At 42.6% G+C, this 17,942-nt stretch carries 9 protein-coding genes; all 9 read left to right on the top strand.

The features are described 5' to 3' along the window. Positions 1–209 precede the first annotated feature (209 nt). The 9 genes from ACFPIB_RS15160 (at position 210) to ACFPIB_RS15120 (ending at position 17,792) form a co-directional block, all read left to right on the top strand. On the top strand, positions 210–818 hold the full coding sequence (locus tag ACFPIB_RS15160; protein ID WP_378018312.1) for a NuoI/complex I 23 kDa subunit family protein: 609 nt from the start codon (positions 210–212) through the stop codon (positions 816–818). Next, positions 815–1,339, top strand: a complete 525-nt coding sequence (locus ACFPIB_RS15155; RefSeq protein WP_378018311.1) for an NADH-quinone oxidoreductase subunit J family protein — start codon at positions 815–817, stop codon at positions 1,337–1,339. Before ACFPIB_RS15160 ends, ACFPIB_RS15155 begins: the two co-directional genes overlap by 4 nt. Further along, positions 1,336–1,647 (top strand): NADH-quinone oxidoreductase subunit NuoK, encoded by a 312-nt coding sequence (gene nuoK / locus ACFPIB_RS15150; protein ID WP_378018310.1) that lies wholly within the window; start codon positions 1,336–1,338, stop codon positions 1,645–1,647. Before ACFPIB_RS15155 ends, nuoK begins: the two co-directional genes overlap by 4 nt. Positions 1,648–1,873: 226 nt before the next feature. After that, the gene (nuoL, locus tag ACFPIB_RS15145) at positions 1,874–3,913 is read left to right on the top strand and encodes an NADH-quinone oxidoreductase subunit L (protein WP_378018309.1); all 2,040 of its coding nucleotides are present in this window, start codon (positions 1,874–1,876) and stop codon (positions 3,911–3,913) included. A gap of 31 nt (positions 3,914–3,944) precedes the next feature. After that, positions 3,945–5,651 carry a complex I subunit 4 family protein gene (locus ACFPIB_RS15140; RefSeq protein ID WP_378018308.1) on the top strand — a complete coding sequence of 569 codons (1,707 nt, stop codon included), beginning with the start codon at positions 3,945–3,947 and terminating at the stop codon, positions 5,649–5,651. Further along, entirely contained in the window at positions 5,652–7,169 is a 1,518-nt protein-coding gene (locus ACFPIB_RS15135) for an NADH-quinone oxidoreductase subunit N (protein WP_378018307.1), read from the top strand. It abuts the gene before it with no gap. Between the two features lie 187 nt (positions 7,170–7,356). Continuing rightward, positions 7,357–9,252, top strand: coding sequence for an amidophosphoribosyltransferase (locus ACFPIB_RS15130; RefSeq protein ID WP_378018306.1), 1,896 nt, complete (start codon positions 7,357–7,359; stop codon positions 9,250–9,252). A 386-nt stretch (positions 9,253–9,638) separates the two neighbouring features. Beyond that, positions 9,639–12,017, top strand: coding sequence for a T9SS type A sorting domain-containing protein (locus ACFPIB_RS15125; protein ID WP_378018305.1), 2,379 nt, complete (start codon positions 9,639–9,641; stop codon positions 12,015–12,017). Between the two features lie 270 nt (positions 12,018–12,287). Then, positions 12,288–17,792 carry a T9SS type A sorting domain-containing protein gene (locus ACFPIB_RS15120; protein WP_378018304.1) on the top strand — a complete coding sequence of 1,835 codons (5,505 nt, stop codon included), beginning with the start codon at positions 12,288–12,290 and terminating at the stop codon, positions 17,790–17,792. Positions 17,793–17,942 lie beyond the last annotated feature (150 nt).

Below are 17,942 nucleotides of genomic sequence, written 5' to 3'. Positions count from 1 at the left end.
GAGCAAGGTCGAGGAAACTTATGAGGCCACATTTTTAATAATGTCTTTATGAGATTTCACGGACATTATACGAGGTGAAAAAACGGTATCAAAAACCAGTAAAAAAGTAAAACGCTATCCTTTCAGGCCTAAAAAGTCGAAAGGCAAAAAATAAAATACAAACCCGAAAAAGCCCTCCCCTGAATTAGGGGAGGGTGGGGTGGGGTAAAATGGGAAAGCAAACAAATACCTGGTGGCAAAACGTGAAAGGCCTTCTGCAAGGCTTTAACCTCACGCTGCGTCATTTTTCCAAAGCCTGGAACCGCCGCCAGCCCGTTGCTATCAATCATAAAGATTATTTTTTTCAGCCCGAAGGCCTGGTAACGCTGAATTATCCGCAGGAAAGTTTACCAGTGCCCGACAAAGGCCGTTACCGCCTCCACAACGAAATTGACGATTGCATTGTCTGCGACCTGTGTGCTAAAGTCTGTCCGGTAAACTGCATTACTATTGAAAGTGTAAAAGCCACCGAAGAAATTGGCATTACTTCCGACGGAACCAAAAAACGCCTGTACGCCCCAGTCTTCGATATTGACATGGCCAAATGCTGCTACTGCGGCCTTTGCACCACCGTTTGCCCCACCGATTGCCTGACGATGACCAACGTATATGATTTCGCGGAAGTGGATATCAAAAATATGATCTACCATTACACCGATCTTACGCCGGAGCAAGCACAGGAAAAACGCGAACTATTGGAAAAGCAGCAAGCTGAAATTGCGAAAGCTAAGGCGGAAGCCAAAACCAAATTAGCTGCGAAAGGAGGGAGCCAGGCATGATCCCGGTTTCGGTTATTTTCTACGTTTTTGCGGCATTGGCAGCAGTTTCCGGCTTTTTTATGGTGCTTACCAGGAACGTACTCTACGCTGCTTTTTCCTTGCTCATCTGTTTGCTTTCTTTGGCGGCCATTTACGTTTGCCTTTTCGCCGATTTAGCAGCCATTGCGCAACTTATGATCTACGTGGGGGGAATTCTAATTCTCATTCTTTTCGGCCTCATGCTGAGTTTAAGAAAAAGCGATGCTTCCGAAACTTCTCCTTCCCGGAATAAAATTAAAAGCAGTTTACTAGCTGGTTCGGTGTTAGCAGGTATGCTTTTTCTGATCTTCAACAGTAAGCTTACGGCATTGCCCGGGCTCGAAAAAACGCAGCCAGTTTTAGTGACCCAGAAAACCAGCATTTACAGCATCGGTATCGAGTTTATGACTACTTTTGCGTTGCCTTTTGAAGTAGCTTCGCTCATACTTTTGGCTGCTTTGGTAGGCGCGGCTTACATCAGTGCAGGCTCCAAAACAAAATGAACCAGATTCCCTTAGAACATATTTTAGCGCTCGGCGCCATTTTATTCTGCCTCGGTTTGCTGGCTGTTTTCAGTAAGCGGCACGCGGTGGTGGTTTTAATGGGTGTTGAACTGATATTCAACGCCGCCAACTTAAACCTGATCGCTTTCAGCCGCTACGATCCCGAAATTTCCGAAGGCCAGCTTTTTGCCTTGTTTGTAATGGTAGTTGCCGCCGCCGAAGCTGCCGTTGCTTTAGCTATTATTCTCAGGGTGTACCAGCTTTTCAAAACCAGTAATGTGGACGAATTAAATACACTGAAAGGATAGCCTTTAACTTAGAAATTAAAAATTACAATTTAGAAATCAGAAGAAAGTCCCCCTTTGGAGGGGTAGGGGGAGGGCAGGCGATCTATTGAAAATTTCTAAAATCAAAACGCTATCGTTTTAGCCATAAAAAGTCAAAAACAACTGAAAACCACGAAAAATTAACCTGAACGCAGCAGTCACCATATCGCAGATTTCTGAAAGCATAACCGGGCAACTGGCGTTGGGCTTGTTGCTCATTCCTTTTATTTCCTTCCTGGTTTTGTTTTTCTTCGGAAAGAAATTGCCGCGCTACGGCGATTGGTTTGCCATTCTTACTGCCAGTATAAGTTTCGTTTTTGCGCTCGGAATTTTCAGTTTTACCTGGAACGGACCTCCGCTGCATTTTCGCTGGAACTGGTTCAGCTTGGGTGAAAGTACTGGCGCATCGCATTTTACCGCCGGAATACTGCTGGATAGCCTGGCCGGCATCATGCTGGTGCTGGTAACGTTCATCTCGCTGCTGGTCCAGATCTTTTCGGTTTCCTATATGCACGGCGACAAGCAATATAACCGGTATTTTGCTTACCTCGGTTTGTTTACCGCCGCCATGATCAGCATTATTCTGGCCGATAACCTGCTGCTGCTTTTTATGGGTTGGGAATTGGTTGGTTTTGCTTCGTACCTGCTCATCGGTTTCTGGTTCGAAAAGAAAGCCGCTTCCCAAGCCAGCCTGAAAGCTTTTTTAATAAACCGCCTCGGCGATGTAGGTTTGCTGCTGGGTTTATTCGGCCTTTACTCTTTATTCCAAACCTTCGACCTCACTGAACTCAACAGCACCTTTTCACTTCAAAATCCTACCGATTCTGCATTTCTGACCTTAATAGGTTTAGGCTTGTTTTGCGGCTGCGTAGGTAAATCAGCACAATTTCCGTTACAGGTCTGGCTACCCGATGCTATGCAGGGCCCAACGCCGGTTTCGGCTTTAATTCACGCCGCCACCATGGTAGCGGCCGGGGTTTATTTACTGGCTCGTTGTTACGCGTTTTTCACCCCCGATGCTTTATTGGTAATTGCCATTATCGGAAATTTAACTGCTTTAAGTGGTGGATTGGCGGCCCTTTTTCAAACGGATATCAAACGCATTTTAGCCTATTCTACCATTTCGCAGCTCGGTTTTATGGTGATGGGCATTGGAATTGGCAATCCGGAAGCATCTCTTTTTCACCTGATCACGCACGCATTTTTCAAGGCCGCCTTGTTTTTAATTGCCGGTATTGTGATCCACGCCATGCACCATGGTCTGAACGAATTGCCCGACCACGAAACAGTTGATCGCCAGGATATTAGGAACATGGGCGGGCTGCAGAAAATTCTGCCGGTTACGTTTTTTGCGTATTTACTGGCCTTCGGAGGAATTGTGGGCTTGCCGTTTTTCTCCGGATTCCTTTCCAAAGATGCCATTCTTTCCAGCACCTGGGCCTGGGCAGCAAGTCACGACCATCCGCTTTACTACTTCATTCCGGCAATTGGTTTTATCAGCGTTTGGCTTACGGCTTTTTACATGACGCGCCAGCTGATTTTCGTGTTTTTTGGAAAATTCAGGCTAAACCTCGATCCGAAAACGCTTCGTCATTCCATCCGCAACGAAGCGTCGCCCATCATGTTGGTTCCGGTTATTTTATTGGCTTTGCTTTCCCTCGCTACTTTTTACGCAGTTAATCCTTTTAATGCGGAATCAGGCTGGTTATATGGCTCGCAGCATTTAATAAAGCAATTGCCGAACATGCTTCCGAAAGCAATTGCCGGAAACCACGAAATTCATTTATACACTGCCATACTTTCTACCATTTTAGCGTTAGCCGGAATTACATTTGCCTGGTTCAAATACCGCAATCTGGAACTGAAGATCGGCAGAGTTGCCAGTGCGTATCCCGAAGAACCCATAAACCCGGTAGCAAGATTTACTTTCCGGCAGTTTTACCTCGACGAACTATACCGTTTTACAATTTTAAAGCCCGCCCTGAAACTCGGAAAAGCGGTAGCCTTAACCGACAAAAAAGTCATAGATGGTTTGCTTCACTTCTTAGGCATGGGAACCGTAGTCGGGGCCAAAATTATTGGCTGGTTCGATAAAAATTTGGTAGATGGCACTGTGCATTTGCTGACCTGGTTCTCCGGTTGGTTGGGAAAACTCGGCAGAAAATTGCAGGGCGGTCAGTTGCAAAGTTATTACCTTTACGCGCTACTTGGCTTAATGCTGGTGGTGCTGAGTATTTTGTTTTTATAAGGAAACAGCGGCAAAACTGCTTTTAAAATACATGGATTACCTATTAAGTCTTTTGATTTTTGTGCCGCTGCTGGTCGCCGCTATTATCTTGGCGGTTCCTGCGCGTTACCCAAAGATCATCAAATCGCTTACGCTGGGCGCTGCTTTAGCTGAATTTGGCCTAAGCCTTTTCGCCTGGTACAGTTTTAAACCCACCGAAACCGCCTATCAGTTCGTAGAAAAAGCCGAATGGTTTGGCCTGCAGCTTTCGAAATTCGGGTATTTCCAGGTGCAGTATTTCCTGGGCGTAGATGGTCTGAGCATTGCCATGGTTTTGCTTACTGGAATTGTAGGCGTAATTGGTGTGCTATCTTCCTGGAACCTGGAAAGTAAAAATCCGAAAGGTTATTTTGCGCTTTACCTGCTGCTTTTGGCCAGCGTAATGGGCTGTTTCCTGGCGCTGGATATGTTCCTGTTCTACCTTTTCTTCGAATTTATGCTGCTGCCCATGTATTTCCTCATCGGCATCTGGGGCGGGCCAAGACGGGAATACGCGGCCATTAAATTCTTCATTTACACGCTCATCGGTTCGCTTCTCATCCTCATCGTGATGATCGGCCTTTATACTTCGGTGGTAGATCCGGTAGCAACCGCGGCGCGCGCTGGACTTTCTGCGAACCCAAACGCTACCCAATTCCTGCTGCAAACCGGCAAAATTGCTTCCGAAAACCTGGTGCATACCTTTAGCATTCCGGCCATGACCGAAGACGCTAATTTCATACCTGGCAGCATGTTGCATTTGCTTTCCGGAAAAGAGATATGGGGATATTCGGCGCGGTTATTGGCTTTCCTGGTTATGTTTGCGGGTTTTGCCATTAAAATTCCGGTAGTTCCGGTGCATACCTGGTTGCCCGATGCCCACGTGGAAGCCCCAACGCCGATTTCGGTAATGCTGGCCGCGGTGCTTTTAAAAGTTGGGGCGTATGGTTTGCTAAGAATTGCTTTCCCGGTTTTCCCGGAAGCTGCCGTGTATTTCAGTCAGTTCATTGCCGGTTTAGGTGTGCTTTCTATTCTGTACGGAGCCTTTTGCGCCCTCGCCATGAGCGACCTGAAAAAACTGATCGCCTATTCTTCCGTTTCGCACATGGGTTTTGTGTTGCTTGGTTTGGCTTCTTTTACCACCGAAGGCGTGAACGGCGCGATCTACCAGCTTTTCAGCCACGGTTTGATTTCGGCCATGCTTTTCTTAATAGTTGGCGTACTTTACGATCGTTATCATAACCGCCAGATTTCCAGTTTCCGCGGTTTGGCTTCTACTATGCCGGCTTATACTTTTTTAGTGGTCGTAGCTTTTTTTGCTTCTCTGGGTCTGCCGGGTTTATCCGGTTTTATTGCCGAATTACTGGTTTTATTAGGCGCGTTTACTTCGGCTTCGGCAAACGGTTTATTGAGCCGCTGGCTTGCAATTTTAGCTGCCTTCGGAATTCTGTTGGGTGCTGCCTATTATTTATGGGCATTGCAACGCATGTTCTTCGGGAAATTCTGGATCCAGCCTGACCTGACAAATGGCAGCAACGCCAAAGACCTTACTGCCAGAGAATACGTGATGCTGGTGCCTTTAGCGTTGCTCATTTTTGCCTTTGGAATTTTCCCGCATTTGCTGTTGGATAAAGTCAGTCCGGCGGCGGCAAGATTTGTAAACGCTATGCTTTTGGAAGGAAAAAGTAACCTGCCGGAAATGTTAAATTTGCTCCCGTAAATGCGTTTCCCCGAAAACCTCACCAATTCCCTGCTTCCGAAACTGGAACAAATTCAGGCTTCGCTGGGCGTGCTGGCGCCGGAAGGTTTTCTGGCGGCACTTTTCCTGTTGCTTTTACTTTTAGGTTTAATCCGAAGTGAAATTGTTTCCAGGTTTTTGCCTTGGTTAACCGCTTCTGGTTTGGCTGCGATCATCGTTTTTCAGCTTGCTGCCAATACAAATTCGCTACCCGAAACCTTTGGCAAGATGCTGGTGGCCGATGGTCTGGCAAATTATGGATTAGTGCTTTTCAGCGCGGCTGGAATTTTAACGATATTGCTTTCCAGTTTCTATAAACCCTTGCAGGAAAAAACCGGCCGCAGCGAATATTTTGCATTCATTGTATTAATAGTGCTGGGTTTGAGTTTTATGGCCAAAGCCGTAAATCTGCTCTTCCTGTTCCTGGCCATCGAAACCGTTTCCATTGCCTCTTATTTCTTAACGCTACGGCTGCGCAAAGAAAAACCGGCAGCCGAAGCTGCGCTTAAATACTTACTTTTCGGAGCAGTAGCCGCCGGAATCATGCTTTACGGAATGTCTTTTCTCTACGGCTTTACCCAGTCGCTGCAATTCACGGATATAAGTTTCTGGCAGAAATTAAGCCTCGTACCGAAACCCATTTTAACCATGGCGCTGGCTTTAACCTTTGGCGGATTCCTGTTCAAGCTGGCTGCATTTCCGTTTCAGTTCTGGGCGCCCGATGTGTACGAAGGTGCGCCCACGCCGGTAGTTGCCTTCTTTTCTACCGCACCCAAAGCGGCCATTTTAATCGTGCTAATCCGGTTCGTAACTGTTTTGGATCATGCCATTTTAGCCCCGCATTTTCAGAATCTGTTCTTAATAATTGCCGGTTTTGCGTTCTTCACCATGCTGGCCGGAAATTTCACCGCGCTTTGGCAAACCAACCTGAAACGATTACTGGCTTATTCTTCCGTAGCGCATGCGGGTTTACTTTTAGCAGCCATTTTACTTCCCGCCGAAACCCGGAACGCAACCATTTTATTCTATACCACCATTTTACTTTTCAGCAATTTTGGCTTGTTTTTAATAATCCAGACTACCGAAGAAATTACGAACTCCAACGCCATAAATTCACTGAGTGGTTTGGGCCGGGAGTTCCCTTTTTTGGGTATTTCCGCTACTGTTTTTATAATTTCTTTAACCGGTTTACCGCCAACGGCAGGGTTTACAGCCAAGCTGTTTTTATTTACCGGCCTTTGGGAAAACTATGCGGCAACCAAAGAAAACTGGTACCTGATATTGTTGCTTTCGGGCTTGCTTTTCACGGCCGTGGCACTTTTTTACTACGTGAAGCTACCGTTTTATATGTTCTTCCGGAAAACAGAAGTTGTGCCCGCCGGAAAGTTTGGTTTGGCGCCGAAACTCTTGGTAACTTTGCTGTTAATTCCGGTAGTTTATTTTTTCTTCCGGTCTGATGCACTTTTAGACTTTATTCAGGGTTTAATGAATGGAAACTAAAGCCGGCAGGAATATTTTTATAAAACGTAAAACGCTATGGTTTCCGGCCCGAAAAGTCGGGTGTAAATAATAGAAACGATCTTTCCGGCCTGGAAAAACGCTATGCTTTTAAGCTGAAAAAGTGACATATCCGCCGGAAATTCAGATACGAACAACGAATAACGAGCAACGAACAACGAAATAATAAATGAGTGACGCCATAAAACACGAATGCGGCATTGCCCTGATCCGGTTAAGAAAACCGCTTTCGTATTACGCCGAAAAGTACGGAACCCCGCTTTATGCCATCAATAAGCTGTATCTGCTTATGGAAAAACAGCATAACCGCGGCCAGGATGGAGCTGGTATTGCCAGTATCAAGATCGATGCCGCGCCGGGTACGGAATACATCAGCCGCGACCGTTCGGTTAAAACCCAGGCCATTAACGATATTTTTGGCAAAATAGGGGAACACTACAACAAGCTCAGAAAAGAACACCCTGAAAAAGTAACGAATTTGGAATGGCTCCGGCAAAACATGCCTTTTTTAGGCGAGGTTTACCTGGGCCATTTACGTTATGGTACGCACGGCGAAAACAAGATCGACAACTGTCACCCGATGGTGCGGGAGAATAACTGGCGCAGCCGTTCTTTGGCCGTAGCCGGTAATTTCAATATGACGAACGTGGAAGAACTTTTCCAGAAGCTTGTTGAAATTGGCCAGCATCCTACGCATAAAGTAGATACCATTACGGTGCTCGAAAAGATCGGCCACTTCCTGGACGAAGAAAACCAGGCCATGTTCGATCAGTTCAAAAAACAAACGGACGTTAATACCGAAATTACCAGGCTGATCGAGGAAAACCTGGATCTGCAGCGCGTGCTAAAACGGGCCTGTAAAGATTTCGACGGTGGTTATGCCATGGCTGGGTTAACGGGTTACGGTGCCTCTTTCGTAGTACGCGATCCATCGGGTATTCGTCCTGCGTATTATTACATGGACGACGAAGTGGTAGTAATTGCATCGGAAAAACCAGCTATTAAAACCGCTTTTGGTATTGAATACAACCAGATAAAAGAAATTACACCGGGCTGCGCTTTAATCGTAAACAAGCAAGGTGAAGCGAAGGAGCTGGAAATTACGCCGGCTCGCGAAAAACGTTCCTGCAGCTTCGAGCGCATTTATTTCTCCCGCGGTAACGATCCGGAAATTTATACCGAACGCAAGAATATGGGGCGTTTGTTGTGTAAGCAAATTCTGGAAGCCATTAACTTTGATCTTCCGAACACCGTTTTCTCTTACATTCCAAACACCGCCGAAACCTCATTTTTAGGCATGGTGAAAGGCATGGAGCAGTATTTACGCGAGCACCGCATCGCTTCCAGCCACGACAAAAGCATAACTCCGGAGCAACTCGATGAAATTCTGGCTTTCCGCCCAAGAGTAGAAAAACTGGTTATTAAAGACGTAAAACTCCGCACCTTTATTACCGACGATAACAGCCGCGACGACCTGGTTGCCCACGTTTATGATACTACTTACGAAGTGGTAAAAAAAGGCGTGGATACAGTAGTGGTTATCGACGATTCTATTGTGCGCGGCACCACGCTGGAGAAAAGTATTATCCGGATGCTGGACCGTCTGGAACCGAAAAAGATCATCATTGTTTCCTGCGCCCCACAGATCCGTTATCCGGATTGCTATGGCATCGATATGTCGCGGTTAAAAGAGTTTGTGGCGTTCCGGGCAATGTTGGAATTACTGGAAGAAACCGGCCAGCAGCAATTGCTACAGGAAGTTTACGAAAGATGTAAAGCTGCAGATGGCACTGAAGCCATTACCCAACAGAATTTCGTACAGGCGCTTTTCGCTCCTTTCACCGCCGATGAGATCTCGGCCCGGATTGGCAAAATTGTAAAAGCGCCGGAAGTAAAAGCCGAAGTGCAGGTAATTTACCAGACCATTGAGAACCTACACCAGGCTTGCCCGAACCACAGCGGTGACTGGTATTTCACCGGAAATTATCCGACTCCGGGTGGTAACCGTGTGGTAAACAGAGCGTTCGTTAATTTTATGGAAAACAACCAGGGAAGAGCTTACTAATAATATATAGTAAAAAAATCTAATTAAAAGCAGGACTTTAAAAAGTCCTGCTTTTTTGCTTTATGCACTTTAAGTAAAATATTAGCAAAATTAAAAACACTATTAAATTGCAGGTAAAAAGTAATTAAACGGGAAAGTATTATAATGTTCTAATAAGTTGTGAGAAGATGTATTTTATTAAGTAGTTTTGCTTTGTTAAACTTTTTGAAAATTTCTGATGTAAATTCATGTTTGAATAGTACAATTAATTTAAACGTAAATTTTTGAATCTTTAATGCTTAAATTCAATTACTTAACGTGTATTTTTTAATCAATGTGCAATTAACTTTCAATCTAATATGATGCAAACTTTACCAATTAAATTTTCCTCAAGCTTTAAAAAATGCTTGCTTGTAGGAGGAGTGATCTTGGGCCTAGGGCAATCGCAAGCCTTTGCCTCACCTGGCGATTATAATTACATATCTGTAAAATCTGGTAACTGGAATGATCCAACTACGTGGGCAGTAAGAGCGAAAGCCTTAACTTCTGGTGCATTTACACCCCTGCAAAGTTCAGCCATTTCAGATATTCCGGATGCAACAGCAGGTACTATCCGAATCATGGATCAACATGTTGTAACTGTTACAGCAGATCAGGCAGCAGATCAACTAACTATTAATGATGGAGGTTCACTTGTTATTAATAGTGAAGTAACCTTAGATATAGCTGATGATGCCGGTACAGTAAACGATTTTATTGTAAATGGTATTTTAAAGAACGCCGGATTCGTTGTTCCAAACGGTACTGCTAAAATTTTTATTGGGACTACTGGTATATACCAACATAATTATACCACCAGTTTTGGAGCAATACCTTCAGCAACCTGGAATCCATCTTCCACTTTAGAATTCATTGGCTATACTTCCCCAACCGGTACTCCAGTGGGTTTTGGTCAGTCTTTTGGTAATGTAAAATGGAATACGCCTAATGCTGCTACCGATATTAATTTGAATGGCGCTTTAACCAGTACAATAAGAGGTAATTTTGATGTTGCTGCTACCAATGGTCGCGCACTTACTCTGAGTGGAAATGCTAATTATGCTTTAATAATTAACGGCGATTTAAATTTGCTGAATAATAGCATTTTAAACATTACGAACGGAAATATTGCCGGAAACACGATTTCGCTTACTTTAAAAGGGAATTTGAACATTAGTTCTGGAGCGGACCTCACAAGTACGAACAGTGCTTCTGTAGCTACACTTTTCTTTAATGGAACCGGCGATTTACTGATCAATTCAGGAACATTGAACACTACAAACCTGAATGTAACTGTTGCTAACAGTGGAATAGTATCCTTGAAAAGCCCGGTTTCTATAGAGGCATCACGCACTTTTAAAGTTTTGGGCCAGTTAGATATGGGTACCAATATTATTAGTGGAGCCGGAGATTTCGATGTTGCAATTGGTACACTTAGCCTGGCTTCTCCGGATGGTTTAACTACTTCACCTACTGCGAGTGGTAACGTGCAGGTTACCGGTTCCCGTTTCTTTCGGACTTCTTCAACTTATATTTATAACGGAGCCGTTGCGCAGGTTACCGGAAACGGTTTGCCAGGTCAGGTTGCAGGTCTGACAATCGATAATAATGCCGGCCTTACTCTTACGAAAACAGTAAAAGTTAATGTTGAACTTCGGTTGACCGATGGAATTATTAATACGAACGGTAAAAATTTAACTGTTGGCAGCAATGGAACGTTAATTCCGCCTACGGGCGATAAAACCAGCTTTATTAATGGTCCTTTAACCATGACTGTTGCTACTCCAGCAACCACTTCACTGAATTTCCCGGTTGGGAAAAATGGTGTTTTAAGACCAATTTCGCTTGAAATTTCCCAATTCGATACTACCTCTACAACTTATACCGTAGAGCAGTTTACAGGTACTTATCCGGCAGGTAAAACGTTGCCATCCGGAATCGATAGAATTTCTTCTGTAAGATATTTCAGAATAACCCAGTTGCCTGCTACCGGGCTGATTGAAGGCGTAATTACCATGAATTTTGGTGAAGATGACATGGTTAACGATCTGAATACGCTGAGTATAGCAAAAACAACTACCAGTAATAGCTGGGTAGATCTTGGAGCTGGTCCTTCAATGGGTACAACAACTTCTTCCGGTTCTATGATTGCCTTTTTTACCGAGTTTAGTGATTTCGTACTTGCCAACAAAACCGGTGGTACCAACCCGCTGCCGGTAGAATTGCTAAGCTTCCAGGCAAAAGCAGCAGAAAACGCTACTAATTTAGACTGGGAAACTGCTTCTGAAAAGAACAGCAGCCATTTTGAGATCCAGCGTAGCCAGGATGCGCGTACGTTCGAAATCATTGGTACAGAAAAAGCGCAAGGCAACAGCCAGCACTTAAAACGCTATGCTTTTGCCGATAAAAACCCATTAGCTGGCCTTGCTTACTACCGCCTGAAACAAGTTGACCTGGATGGAACGGTAGCTTATTCGAAAATCGAGCAGGTAAATAACCAGGCAGGTAAACCTGAGATCAGACTTTATCCAAACCCGACTACCGGAAATCTTTCTGTAACTGCTACAACCAGTATGGATCAGATCCGAATCGTAAATGCTTTAGGCCAGGAAGTTTATAGTAATTCAGGTAAGCTTACTGCGTATGAAACTGTTGATGTTAGCGCTTTACCAAACGGTGTTTACCAGGTCATAATTGGAGCCGGTAAAAGCTGTATCATACAAAAATTTGTGAAAGCAAGCCTGTAATTTCTGATTGATCAATATTTAAAAAGGCATCCGCAAGCGGATGCCTTTTTTTTATGAGCTTTTTTTTAGGAATTGCTTAATACTAAATATTGAATAACATTAATAGTGAACGACCATTGATGATTTTGTATTATTATTTAATGTTATGATAATAAATATTATATAAATAAAAATTATTTTTGTGGAATAAAAATATTAGAATATTTTTTTGTATTTTGTTAGTGTCATTACAACTCTAAATAAATTTCAAAAATCATTACTTATTAGAATATGGATCTGTTTCTACAAAAATGTTTTTCCCGCTTGAAGCATAGCGTTTGGGTAGTGGGGTTGGTTCTATGCTTGCTGCCAGAAGTGGGGTGGGGGCAGATTACAGAAAATTTTCAAAGTTGGACTGCAAAAGGAAGTTATGGAAACTATAGCCAAGCCGTTAATTATCCAGCTCCTGTAGGAAATAAGACTTGGGCGGTAACATCGTGCATTGTGACACCAAATGGTGGAGCATCAACTCCAGGATCAACGGGCTTTGTTCAAATGCAGGCAAGTAATGGAATAATAACCTTACCAAGTTTAGATAAAATTGAAAAAATAACAATTCTATTTAGAGTATCTAGTACCAGCGGAGCTTCTATGAAACTTCAAAAAAAAGTAGGTAATGGAAGTTTTCAAGATCTTATAACTTGGTCTAATTTTCAAAATACAAATGTCAGTACATATGAATACTTAGTTAACGATAATAGTAATGATATTGTATTACAATTAGTAGACAATGGAACTCGTGCGAATTACGTTCATGATGTTATTGTAACCTCTTTACCTTCAGGTCCTACTCTCTCAACCCCAACTTTAAGCGGAACCTCACCTTATTGCCAAGGCTCTTCTTTTAATGTTTCATTTACAACCACTGGCACCTTCAATACTGGAAATACTTTTAATATCCAGCTTTCTGATGCAACCGGTTCTTTCAGCAGCCCAATTAATATAGGAAGTGGTAATTCATCTACAGTTGGCGTTACTATGCCTGTTAGCGTTTCAGGTTCTGGGTATAAAATGCGAGTGGTAAGTACAGATCCGGTAATTAACGGCGATCCATCGGGTGTATTTACCATAAGCGAAATTCCTGCTACAAATATTCCTTCGTTATCTTCTTCGACCGCCCAGACTATTACTACAAATAGTTTAGGTACTGCTATTACGGCAAGCACGTTGGCTGCTTCTACTTTTTCGTGGCAATATGCTACCGCTTCCGGCGGAACTTACACACCTATTAGCGGAGCTACGAATTCATCATATACTCCAAATGGAGCTGATTTTACTGGAACAGGCGTTTTTTATTTAATAGCTGTAGCCACATCTAATTGTGGCGCTGTTACCGGGACTAGTACCGAAGTGATAATTACTGTAAATCAAGGAGCTTCCTCTTTGTCTAAAATTGAAGCTGTTTCATCTTCCGAAGCGATAACTATTTCTTCCATTATTAACACCAACCCAATTACATCAAACTCAGATGGAACCCAGGTTTGGCAATTTAATTTAACAGATGGTGATGCAACTTCTGATGATGCAGATAATCTGCCTACCATTTATAAATCGTTTGTAATTAATCCAAATACTGGTAATACAGTGTCAGATTGGTCAGCTGCTATTGCAGATGCCCAGTTTTTGGATATCAGCAATGGGAATGTAATTCCAGGAGTAGTATCTATTGCTGCTGGTTCAATTACCTTTACTCCAACTACCGCAATTTCAGTTGCTGATGGTATTGGTAGTTTTAAAACAATCGGTATCAGATTAAGCTTAAAAACTGCTTTACCTGCAAATTCCGACAATAAAGTTTTTGCATTTAAATTAACGAATGCAACTACAACCGTTGAAGGCCCTGTTTTAAGTTCTCAGCTGGCATCGTATTCTATTGGCTCCGACAATACAAAAAATAAAATTGGCGTTACGGCTACCAAACTGCGTTTTGTACAGCAGCCTTCAAATGTTTTTACAAATGTAGCAATGTCTCAGGCAGTTTCTGTTGAAGCCATTGATGCAAATAATAATCGTGATCTGGAATTTAATACGGCCATAGAAATTGCTGCTTCTGGCGCCACATTATCTGCTTCGCCGGTTTCAGTAATTGCTTCAGGCGGCCTTGCAACATTCTCTTCGCTTACGTTTACCACACCAGGTACCGGAGTTACTCTTTTGGCCAGCCGCGGCTATACCAACGACTGGACAATAACGAGTAACAACTTTAATGTTACCAATGCAGCTCCGATCATGACTTTTAAACAGGGAAGCAATAACATTTCAAATGGTGGGGCTTATACTTTTACTACGCCAGTAGCTGTTGGAGCAAATGGAACAACTGTTTCATTTACAATTGGGAATACTGGTAACGCTGATCTGACCAATATTGTAGCGTCAGTTACAAGCGGTTTTGAAATTACCAATACACCAGCCACAACTGTTCCTGTTGGAAGTTCTACTATATCCGTAAACGTTCGTTTAAAGCCAACAACAGTTGGCACTATATCAGGAACACTTACTATTACCAGTAACGATTCTCAAAGCCCTTACATAATTAATTTAAGTGGAACAGGAACGCCGAATAATGTTTCAGATATAGTTGCTACAGCTGGTTTTGTATATCCAACCAATATCAATTACAAGCAATATCAAGCCTCAACTATTAATACTATTACAGACGGCGTTCCGGTTTTTGGTTTTACCTTACGTGATGGTGGCTCTGCTGCCAACGACGCAGATATTCTACCAACCACGTTGGAATCTTTAGCCTTCAGTAGTGTGCAGAACGCTGGTGCCATTCGGGCTGCGGCTTTGTTTAAAGGTTCTACTTTAATAGCTAGTACCAACACTATTGGAAGCAATATTAATTTTACAAATTTACCAACAATTGGTGCTAATACGCTTTCAGCTCCTGATAATGGTTCTGCAGATTTTACCTTGGTAGTTACGTTCACCACTACTGTAACGGATAATAGTCAGTTAAAATTTACTATTGCCAACGCAGGAGCTATACCGGCAGGGAATAATGCATCTTCTTTAATGTTCAGTTTCTCTAATCTGATTTCCAATACTACGGGTAGCAATAATCGATTAGCTGTTACAGCAAATACATTAGCTTGGAATATTCACCCTGTAGATGGAGAAGTTAATGTAAATCTTAATCCGTTTTCATTTATAGCTACTGATGAACATGGAAATACGGATTTAGATGCCAGTTGCACAATTTCGTTAACAGCAAGCGTCGCCGGATTTACTTCCAGTGCTACATATAGTTTTACGAATGGAATCGCTACCGTTTCTAATGCAAAATTCAGCAATTTACAAACTGGGGTTACTATCAGTGCTACTGCTCAGGGTTGTTTGAGCAACGCTACCGTTACATCAGATCCGTTTAATATTGTTAGCTTAGCAATTGTTAATGGCGATTATCGTTCAACCAGCAACGGTACTTCTATTGGCAGTGCCACCTGGGAAAAATTTAATGGAACAACCTGGGTTTCATCAGGCGCACCTACAACTAACGTTTCGCCTAATACGGTGTTCATTAATAACAATATTTCGAGCGGCTCCTTTACTCAAGGAAAAATTGTTGTATTAAGTGGAGCTAACTTTACTATTACAGGTTCATCAACAGTTACAAATAAATTATCTGTTAAAAATGGAGGAACGCTAAAGGTTAGTGCTGGTTTAACCTTAACCGGCGCAAACCTGAATGTAGAAGATGGCGGTACCTTTGTGTTAAATAATACAGGAATTGCACATACTTCAGCTATTTGGGAAGGAACAGAAAATTTCTATCCAAATTCCAATGTAGTGGTACAGACCTGGACTTCAGGTAATAGAATCTATGATGCAAATATTGATTTGAATGAGCAAGGTTATGCTTTTGGCAACCTGACCATTGAAGCAACAAATAATATTACCTTGGTTAATGGTAATCAAAATAATCTAAAACTTGTTCAGAATAATCTAACTATTAACACAGCAAGCACAGTTACAGGTAATAACAACAATTCAAATATTGAAGTTGGTAATCTGTATCTGAATTCAGGAAACTTTACTGTATATTCTGCAAGCGGTACTCCGGTCTTTACAGTTAATGGTAACACTGAATTCAATGCTGGTACTGTAAATTTAAATTCAACAAGCAATGGAAGTGCCGCAGTAACGTTAAAGTTTTTAGGTAATTTAAAGCTTGCTGCAGGCACAACTTTAATGAGTGGTGATGCAGGTTCAATTGTTACTTTTAACGGTTCATCTGTTCAACAGCTTGATGTCGCATCTACTTTGGCTTCAGCCAATATTGTTTACAATATCAAATATGGTGCGCATGTACAATTAGCAAATAGAAATTTAGCTTTAAATAATACTGGTGCTATTCTAACTATAGAAGATGGCGGTATTTTAGATTTTAATGGTTACAATATTACCGGTACAGGCTCTTTTGTTTTAGCTAATGGTGGCACAATAAAAATTACTGATCCTGCAGGCATTGTATCTAGTGGTTCAACCGGGAATGTTCAGGTTACACCTCGTACTTTCGGTATCAGTAACTATATTTATAATGGTACAACTCCCCAAAATACTGGCATCGGTATCCCGGCAACTGTAGCAGGTTTAACCATTCAAAACCCGAATGGAGTTACCTTAAATAAAGCAATTGAAGTTTCAAGCCTGACTTTAAACCAAGGGAAATTAACTACTACATTGGCTAATTTGGTTACAATCCCTGCCACTGGTACCGTTTCAGCTACAGAACCTACCACCAGCTACGTAGATGGTCCATTAGCCTATAAAGTTACCGAACCAAAGCTGCTTAAATTCCCAATTGGCAAAGGCACTAATGTACGTCCTATCGAACTGAATATTGTAACTCAAGGTGCTGGAGAAAATATTTATACAGCTGAACAATTCGATTCGCCTTACCCAACTAACATTACTTTACCGAATGATATAACCCATATCTCCAAGGTCCGCTATTTCAGCATTTCGAAAACAGGTTCTGCAAATGTTTCGGCAAATGTAAAACTAACCTACGCCGCCGATGATATTGTAACCGATGAGACCAAGCTAACTATTGTAAAATACAGCGGTGGCGTTGCGGAAGATCTTTATGCTACTGCAAGCGGTAATGCAACTTCCGGTACCATTACTTCCATAGATTTTAGCTCTTTCTCCGATTTCGTGCTTGCCAATAAAACCGGTGGTACCAACCCACTGCCAGTAGAATTGCTAAGCTTCCAGGCAAAAGCAGCAGAAAACGCTATCAATTTAAGCTGGGAAACTGCTTCGGAAAAGAACAGCAGCCATTTTGAGATCCAGCGTAGCCAGGATGCGCGTACATTCGAAACCATTGGTTCAGAAAAAGCGCAAGGCAACAGCCAGCACTTAAAACGCTATGCTTTTGCCGATAAAAACCCATTAGCCGGCCTTGCTTACTACCGCCTGAAACAAGTTGACCTGGACGGAACGGTAGCCTTTTCGAAGATCGAGCAGGTAAATAACCAGGTTGGTAAACCTGAGATCAGACTTTATCCAAACCCGACTGCAGGAAAGCTGACGATCAGTTTACCAGAATTGAGTGCTGCTGAAGTTAAAGTAATGAATGTTCTAGGCCAGATAGTTTTAATGAAGAAGGCAATCAATACCAAAACGCTTGATCTTGAGCTAAGCCATTTCCCGGCTGGTACTTACCAGGTTGTGGTAGTATCGGATAAATTTCAGCTTGTGAAGAAAGTTGTAAAAACGGCAAACTAAAACGGTAGGGTATTTTACTCTAAAAGTCTAAAGCCCGTCACGAATAGTGGGGGGCTTTTACTTCCATACATTTTAACAAAAGAGACACGGATTTCGGAACTATTTCAGTTTTATATTCCTTTGGTGCTTGATTAATTTAACATTAAAAGT

This window comes from Adhaeribacter terreus (genome assembly GCF_042657365.1).
GTDB lineage: Bacteria > Bacteroidota > Bacteroidia > Cytophagales > Hymenobacteraceae > Adhaeribacter_A > Adhaeribacter_A terreus.
This window is presented reverse-complemented; position numbering and strand designations above follow the sequence as displayed.

Excerpts from the sequence above, each read along its gene's own strand:
- ACFPIB_RS15160 (WP_378018312.1), top strand. The coding sequence starts at position 210 with ATGGGAAAGCAAACAAATACCTGGTGGCAAAACGTGAAAGGCCTTCTG.
- ACFPIB_RS15155 (WP_378018311.1), top strand. The coding sequence starts at position 815 with ATGATCCCGGTTTCGGTTATTTTCTACGTTTTTGCGGCATTGGCAGCA.
- nuoK (WP_378018310.1), top strand. The coding sequence starts at position 1,336 with ATGAACCAGATTCCCTTAGAACATATTTTAGCGCTCGGCGCCATTTTA.
- ACFPIB_RS15140 (WP_378018308.1), top strand. The coding sequence starts at position 3,945 with ATGGATTACCTATTAAGTCTTTTGATTTTTGTGCCGCTGCTGGTCGCC.
- ACFPIB_RS15135 (WP_378018307.1), top strand. The coding sequence starts at position 5,652 with ATGCGTTTCCCCGAAAACCTCACCAATTCCCTGCTTCCGAAACTGGAA.
- ACFPIB_RS15130 (WP_378018306.1), top strand. The coding sequence starts at position 7,357 with ATGAGTGACGCCATAAAACACGAATGCGGCATTGCCCTGATCCGGTTA.
- ACFPIB_RS15120 (WP_378018304.1), top strand. The coding sequence starts at position 12,288 with ATGGATCTGTTTCTACAAAAATGTTTTTCCCGCTTGAAGCATAGCGTT.